Annotated in this window: 7 protein-coding genes; 5 read left to right on the top strand and 2 right to left on the bottom strand. The window is 69.5% G+C overall.

The annotated features are described in order from the left end of the window. The 3 genes from HII36_RS51845 to HII36_RS51835 form a co-directional block, all read left to right on the top strand. Positions 1-622 (top strand): selenium-binding family protein (locus tag HII36_RS51845; RefSeq protein WP_217371030.1); only part of this gene is annotated, 622 nt, incomplete at its 5' end. Then, complete coding sequence (locus HII36_RS51840) at positions 619-1,239, top strand: hypothetical protein (protein ID WP_173530792.1); 621 nt, start codon at positions 619-621, stop codon at positions 1,237-1,239. The genes HII36_RS51845 and HII36_RS51840, both read left to right, overlap by 4 nt. Positions 1,240-1,335: 96 nt before the next feature. Then, the gene (locus HII36_RS51835) at positions 1,336-2,739 is read left to right on the top strand and encodes a cellulase family glycosylhydrolase (protein ID WP_173530791.1); all 1,404 of its coding nucleotides are present in this window, start codon (positions 1,336-1,338) and stop codon (positions 2,737-2,739) included. Positions 2,740-2,766: 27 nt separating this feature from the next. On the opposite strand, the gene HII36_RS51830 is transcribed toward HII36_RS51835, so the two are convergent. Together HII36_RS51830 and HII36_RS51825 are read right to left on the bottom strand one after the other, a co-directional pair. Then, complete coding sequence (locus HII36_RS51830; RefSeq protein ID WP_173530790.1) at positions 2,767-3,774, bottom strand: hypothetical protein; 1,008 nt, start codon at positions 3,772-3,774, stop codon at positions 2,767-2,769. Positions 3,775-3,788: 14 nt separating this feature from the next. After that, positions 3,789-4,280 carry an Lrp/AsnC family transcriptional regulator gene (locus HII36_RS51825; RefSeq protein WP_173530789.1) on the bottom strand — a complete coding sequence of 164 codons (492 nt, stop codon included), beginning with the start codon at positions 4,278-4,280 and terminating at the stop codon, positions 3,789-3,791. Positions 4,281-4,374: 94 nt separating this feature from the next. Between HII36_RS51825 and HII36_RS51820 the strand changes: the two genes are divergently transcribed. Together HII36_RS51820 and HII36_RS51815 are read left to right on the top strand one after the other, a co-directional pair. Continuing rightward, entirely contained in the window at positions 4,375-5,067 is a 693-nt protein-coding gene (locus tag HII36_RS51820; RefSeq protein ID WP_173530788.1) for a nitroreductase family protein, read from the top strand. Positions 5,068-5,140: 73 nt separating this feature from the next. Then, a complete protein-coding gene (locus HII36_RS51815) occupies positions 5,141-6,970 on the top strand; it encodes a M14 family zinc carboxypeptidase (protein ID WP_328808279.1) in 1,830 nt (609 codons plus the stop codon). The last annotated feature ends 381 nt before the right edge of the window (positions 6,971-7,351 follow it).

Genomic DNA, 7,351 nt, shown 5'->3' with positions numbered 1-7,351 from the left:
CCACGACCCCACCCGCCTGTACGGCTTCGTCAACGTGGTGGTGAGCGTCGAGGACCTGTCGTCGTCGATCTGGCTCTGGTTCCACGAGAACGGCCGCTGGCAGGCGCGCAAGGTCATCTCCATCCCCGCCGAGCCCGCCCCCGCCGACGTGCTCCCGCCGGTCCTGCGCCCGTTCGGCGCGGTTCCGCCGCTGGTCACCGACCTCGCCCTGTCGGTGGACGACCGGCGCCTGTACGTCTCCTGCTGGGGCACCGGGGAGATCAAGCAGTACGACGTCACCGACCCGGACAAACCGGTGGAGCTGGCCGCGCTCAGGATCGGCGGCATCGCCCGCCAGGCGGCCCACCCGGCGCGGCCGGACCTGCCGCTGCGCGGCGGCCCGCAGATGGTCGAGGTCAGCCGCGACGGCCGCCGCGTCTACGTGACCAACTCCCTGTACGGCGCCTGGGACGACCAGTTCTACCCGGCCGGCGTCGGCGCCTGGCTGGCCAAGCTGGACGCCGAGACGTTCACGTTCGACACCCGCTTCTTCCCGCACGGCGACGACTTCCGCGGCCTGCGCCCGCACCAGATCCGGCTGCAGGGCGGTGACGCCTCGTCCGACTCCTACTGCTACCCGTGACCGCAGCCGCGATCGCCGCGATCGTCCTGCTCGGCGCCTTCCACGGGCTGAACCCGGCCATGGGCTGGCTCTTCGCCGTCGCCCGTGGCCTGCAGGAACGCAGCAGGGGCCGGCTGCTGCGCTCGATACCGGCGATCGCCCTGGGCCACCTCGCCGCGGTGGCGCTGGTGGCCCTGGTGGTGGCCGCCACCGGCTCGCTGGTCACGGGGACCGCGCTGTCGATCGGCGGCGGCGTGGCGCTGGTGTGCTTCGGGCTGTGGCGGCTGCTGTCGAAGCGGCACTTCCGCTGGGTGGGCATGCGGCTGTCGCTCGGGCAGCTGGCCGCCTGGTCGTTCCTGATGTCGTCGGCGCACGGGGCCGGCCTGATGCTCCTGCCGGTCTTCACCGGACTGAACGCCGCGCCCGGTCACGGCGGTCACGGCGGGCACGCGGTCACCGGCGGCCTGGCGGTGGCGGGGCTGCACACGCTGGCCATGTTCACGGTGGCCGGGGTGGTGGCGGTCGTCGTCTACGAGGTGGCCGGGCTGACGGTGCTGCGCCGCGCCTGGTTCAACGTCGACCGCATGTGGGCCGCGGCCCTGGTGGCCGCCGGGCTGATCACCGTCGTGACGGCCTGACAACTTTTCTGGGTCTTGCTCCGAGCCGGGAGTCAGATCTACGCTCCTCTTGCTCGTTAGTAAAGTTTCCTAATGAACGAGTAGGAGTCCACCCCCATGCATCGATCCATGCGGCTCATCGCCCTGGCCGCGATCGTCGCCGCCTCCTTACCCGCAGCAGCAGCCCCCGCCCACGCCGCCGACGTCACCTACCAGGCCGAGAACGCCACCGTCTCGCAGGGCCTGGTCGAGTCGAACCACGCCGGGTACAGCGGCACCGGCTTCGTCAACTACGACAACGTCACCGGCTCGTACGTCGAGTTCACCGTCGACGCCGCCACGGCGGGAAACGCCACCCTGATCTTCCGCTACGCCAACGGCACCACCGCCAACCGGCCTATGGCGATCAAGGTGAACAGCACCACCACCAGCACCGACTTCCCCGGCACCGGCGCCTGGACCACCTGGCGCGACGCGTCGGCCGCCGTCACGCTCAACGCGGGGACCAACGTCGTCCGGGCCACCGCGACCACGTCCAACGGCGGGCCGAACCTCGACAGGCTCATCGTCTCCACCCAGACCGGCCCCGCCGCGACCCCGGTCGCGGCGAACGGGCAGCTGCGCGTCTGCGGCGTGCGGCTGTGCAACCAGAACGGCAAGCAGATCCAGCTGCGCGGCATGAGCTCGCACGGCCTGCAGTGGTACCACCAGTGTCTCAACACCGCCTCGCTGGACGCCCTGGCCGGCGACTGGAAGGCCGACGTCCTGCGGATCTCCATGTACATCCAGGAGGACGGCTACGAGACCAACCCGCGCCTGTTCACCGACCGGGTGCACAACCTGATCGAGCAGGCCACGGCGCGCGGCATGTACGCCATCGTCGACTGGCACATGCTCACCCCCGGCGACCCCAACTACAACCTGTCACGGGCCAAGACGTTCTTCACCGAGATCGCCCAGCGCCACAACGGCAAGAACAACCTGCTGTACGAGATCGCCAACGAGCCCAACGGCGTCTCCTGGTCGTCGATCAGGAACTACGCGCACCAGCTCATCCCGGTGATCAGGCAGCACGACCCCGACACGCCCATCCTCATCGGCACCCGGGCCTGGTCCTCGCTCGGCGTCTCCGACGGCGCGACCGAGACCGAGGTCGTCAACAACCCGGTCAACGCCGCCAACATCATGTACACCTTCCACTTCTACGCCGCCTCGCACGGCAGCGACTACCTCAACGCCCTGTCCAGGGCCGCCGACCGGATCCCGATGTTCGTCACCGAGTTCGGCACCCAGAACTCGGCCGGCGAGGGCGGCAACAACTTCACCCGCAGCCAGCAGTACCTGGACCTGATGGCGCAGAAGAAGATCAGCTGGGTGAACTGGAACTTCTCCGACGACCACCGCTCCGGCGCGGTGTTCACCACCGGAACCTGCCCCGGTGGCCCGTACGCGGGAACCACCAGGCTCAAGGAGGCCGGGGTCTGGATCCGCGACAGGATCCGCACCCCCGACGACTTCTGACGCGGCCGACGTGACCCTGGCCCCCGGTCACCGCCGGGCCAGGGTCACCAGCGCGACCAGGTAGGCGACGCCGGACGCGGTGAGCACCACCTGCGTCCAGGGCATCAGCCACTCCGGCCGGATCATCGCCACCAGCACGTGGTCGCCGGTGACGCCGTTGAGCGGGGCGGCGCTGCTGCCCAGCAGCACCAGCGTCACCACGTACGGGATGGCGAGCAGCCCGAGCACGCTCAGCAGCAGCGGCCCCCTGGCCCGCAGCACCGCGACGCCCAGGCCGACCAGCAGCGCGCCGGCCAGGGCCAGGTAGACGGTGTAGCCGAGCGCGTAGTCGGCCGCCGCCCTGGTCTCCTCCCTGACGTAGATCAGCGTCACGTCCCGGTCCTGCGCGTGCGCCGGCGGCCGGTACGCCCTGGCCACCGCCAGCCCGGCGAAGGTCAGCCCGGCGTAGGCGGCGCCGAAGACCGGCTGCGCGAACAACATCACCGCGCTCAGCGTGCGACTGGGCGGATGCGGCTCGATCGGCCCGCCGCGCACCAGCACGGTGGCGGCGATCTGGGCCGCCGCGGCCAGCACGAGCAGGACGACCAGCGTGGGCTCCGACCAGCCGGGCACGACCGTGTCCCGGCCGATGTCCAGGGCCACGGGCCCGTGCACGGTGTCGAGCCGGAACACCGTCCTGGACGGGTTGACGTACCAGATGCCGATGAGCCCGGCCAGGTACGGCGCGGCCAGCAGCCCGGCGCCGAGCGGCACCCACGCGCCCGCCCCGCGCTCGGCGTGACTCGACAGGCGCCACGAGAGCGCGGAGACGACCGTGAAGAAGGACACGACCTGCCAGAGCCGCTCCCCGGCCGTCTGGGCAAACTGGGTGAGGAACGTGTGCTCGACGCTGCCCAGGGCGGGCGCGGCGCGTTCCAGCGCCCCTCGCATGGCCGAGAACGTGACGCCGTACACGACGGCGATGGCCGCGCCGAACAGCGGCATGAGCCGTAACAGGAGCAGCGGGGCCCACGTCCACCGCGAAGAGCCTGCCATCACTCCATAGTCACTCAAGAAGCCGGGCGTTCGATGACAATCTCCGCCAGCGGTTGCACCCGGTGCGGGACGACCGCGGACAGCGTGATCACCGTGCTGCTGCGCCGGACGCCGGGAATCTTCAGCATCTCGTCGATGACCTGCTGGATGTGCTCGTGGTCGCGGCCCGCGATGCGGCACCACACATCGCCGGGACCGGTGACGATGTAGGCCTCCAGCAGTTCGGGGATCGAGGCCAGGGTCGCCGAGATGTGCTCGCGCGAGGCCTGCTCGACCTCCAGCGTGGTGAACGCCTGCACCGGGTGGCCGAGCGCGGCGGGGGAGAGGTTCGGGCCGAAGTCGGTGATCACGCCGTCGGCGGTCATGCGGTCGAGCCTGGCCTGGACCGTTCCGCGGGCCACGCCGAGCAGCCGGGCGATCTCCAGCAGGCCGCTGCGCGGCCGCTCGGCGACCAGGCGGAGCAGCCGGAGATCGAGTTCGTCAAGACCATGACGGCGTGCTGGCATATTCGACCCCAGAATCGTGGTTTCGCTGTCGGATAGGCAGCATAGAGGGCGGGGTGTTGTCAGGATCGGCAGTCTTCCCGAGACTGCCGGTTCTATGGAGCACCAGTACCCGTTCGTTCCCTACCGGCCGGAACGCTACGACCCCGAAGAGATGATCAAGCGCGGCTCGGAGTTCTACGCGATGGTCGACCGGCGGCGCAGCGTGCGCTTCTTCAGCGACGAGCCGGTGCCTTACGAGTGCGTCGAGCTCGCCGTCCGCGCCGCCAACACCGCGCCGTCCGGCGCGCACCAGCAGCCGTGGAAGTTCGTCGCGATCGGCGACCCGGAGACCAAGCGGCGCGTGCGCGAGGCGGCCGAGGACGAGGAGCGCCAGAACTACGAGGGCGGCCGGCTGCCGCCGGAGTGGCGCGAGGCGCTCGCCCCGCTGGAGACCACCTCGGACAAGCGCTACCTGGAAGTGGTGCCCTGGCTGGTGGTGTGCTTCGCCGAGAAGTACCGGGTCAGGCCGGACGGGCGGCGGGTCAAGCACTACTACGTCAACGAGAGCGTGGGCATCGCCTGCGGGCTGTTCATCACCGCGCTGCACGCGATGGGCCTGTCGACGCTCACCCACACGCCCAACCCGATGGCCTTCCTCACCGAGATCTGCGAGCGGCCGGCCAACGAGCGGCCCTACATCCTGTTCCCCATCGGGTACGCGGCCGAGGACGCCGAAGTGCCCGATCTGAACAGGAAGCCGCTGGACGAGGCCCTGGTGAACTACTCGGCAAAATTGGGCCTTTCCTAGGGCACACAACCTCTTCACTCTCAGGTCAGGCGCGCTGTCAACACACACCCCCCACGCGCCTGAGGAGGACGAGGTGAATCGCCGATTAGTCATCCTGCTCGCCGCCCTGAGCCTGGTCTGCGCCACCGGCATGACCGGCGCGGGAGCCGCCGCCGAACCACCGCCCAACAGGCAGTATCGCGTGGCAGGCCCGGCGAACGCGCAGCAGCGCAGCGCCGTGGCGGCAACCGGCGCGGCCATCGAGGAGGTGGCCGCGGACTCGGTCCTGATCACCGCCACGGCCGCCGAAGTGGCCGCGATCAAGAAGCTCGGCTACCGGGTCGCGGAGGTGCCGCGCCCTCCATCCCGGTCCGGCGCGGCCATCGCTGACTTCCCGCCGTCGGACTCCGGCTACCACAACTACGCCGAGATGACCGCGGCGATCAACAACCTGGTCGCCGCGAATCCCTCGATCATGAGCCAGACCACGTACGGCACCTCGTACGAGGGCCGGGCGCTGCGCCTGGTCAAGATCAGCGACAACGTGGGCGCCGACGAGAACGAGCCCGAGGTGCTGTTCACCGCGCACCAGCACGCGCGCGAGCACCTGACGGTTGAGATGGCGCTCTACATCATGCGCCTGCTGACCGAGGGTTACGGCAGTGACGCCCGGATCACGAACCTGGTGAACACCAGGGAGATCTGGATCATGCCGGACATGAATCCGGACGGCGGCGAGTACGACATCGCCACCGGTAGCTACCGCTCCTGGCGCAAGAACCGGCAGCCCAACTCCGGCAGCTCGGCGGTCGGCACCGACATGAACCGCAACTGGGCCTACAACTGGGGCTGCTGCGGCGGTTCGTCCGGCTCGACGTCCAGCGAGACCTACCGCGGCGCGTCGGCGGAGTCCGCGCCCGAGGTCAGGGCGGCCGCCAACTGGGTGCGCGGCCGGGTCGTCGGCGGCGTGCAGCAGCTCAAGTCGCACATCGACTGGCACACCTACAGCGAGCTGATCCTGTGGCCGTACGGCTACACCTACAACGACACCGCGCCGGGACTGACGCAGGACGACAGGGACGCCCACGCCACGCTCGGCCAGAACATGGCCTCGACCAACAACTACACCCCCGAGCAGGCCAGCGACCTGTACATCACGGACGGGACCATCGACGACTGGATGTGGGGCGTCCACAAGATCTTCAGCTTCACGTTCGAGATGTACCCGCGTTCGGCCAGTCCAGGCTTCTACCCGCCGGACGAGCAGATCGGCCCGCAGACCACCCGTAACAGGGAGGCCGTGCTGCGCTTCCTCGAATACTCCGACTGCGTCTACCGGATCATCGGCAAGGAGGACCAGTACTGCGGGACCGGCAACCCGCCCGTCACGGTCTGGTCCGACACGTTCGAGACGGCCACCGGCTGGACGGCGAACCCCTCGGGCGCCGACACCGCGACCACCGGCCTGTGGGAGCGCGGCGACCCCGAGTCCACCACCTCCTCCGGGGCCAAGCAGCTCGGCACCACGGTCAGCGGCACGAACGACCTGGTCACGGGCCGGTTGGCGGGAGCCGCCGCGGGTGACCACGACATCGACGGCGGCATCACCTCGATCCAGTCGCCGCCGATCACGCTGCCCGCCACGGGCACGCTGAACCTGTCGCTGTCGTGGTACCTGGCGCACGGCTCGAACGCCTCCAGCGCCGACTACCTGCGGGTCAGGGTCGTCGGCAACACCACGTCCACGGTGTTCCAGCAGGCCGGGGCGGCGACCAACCGCAACGGCGCCTGGGCGGTGGCCAACGCGAACCTGACCTCGTACGCGGGACAGACGGTCCGCATCCTCATCGACGCCGCCGACGCCTCAGGCGCCTCCCTGGTGGAGGCCGGCGTGGACGACGTAAAGATCACTCAGCAGCAGTAAACGCTTTCCCCGGCTCCGCCGCGGCCGATCTCCGGTTCGCGGCGGAGTTCTTTTTTCTCCACGCGTGGAGACGCGCGCTCGCGCCGCCACCCTTGCTCACCTCAGTCGATGCCACAGACACCAGGCGTGGCCGCGTTTCACGTGTCCGTGCGCACCGGCGCTGTCACGGGATTGGGTCTTGTAAGCACGCTGTGTCAAGGCTACGATCGCGGCAACTCTTAGGAAACTTTCCTAAAAGAAATCATGAATCGGACCGCCATGACCCGCTCGCCACCCCCCACCCAACGCTGAGACCTGCGTAAACGGTCACGCTCTCCCCTCCCTCGCCACGTCAGCGCCCCAGTGACGTGGCGAGGGAGGGGAGAGCGTGACCGTTTACGC

This window comes from Nonomuraea antri, from assembly GCF_013283785.1.
In the GTDB taxonomy this organism is placed as follows: Bacteria; Actinomycetota; Actinomycetes; order Streptosporangiales; family Streptosporangiaceae; genus Nonomuraea; species Nonomuraea antri.
The sequence above is the reverse complement of the archived record's forward strand: the minus strand, read 5'-3'. Positions and strand labels throughout refer to the sequence as shown.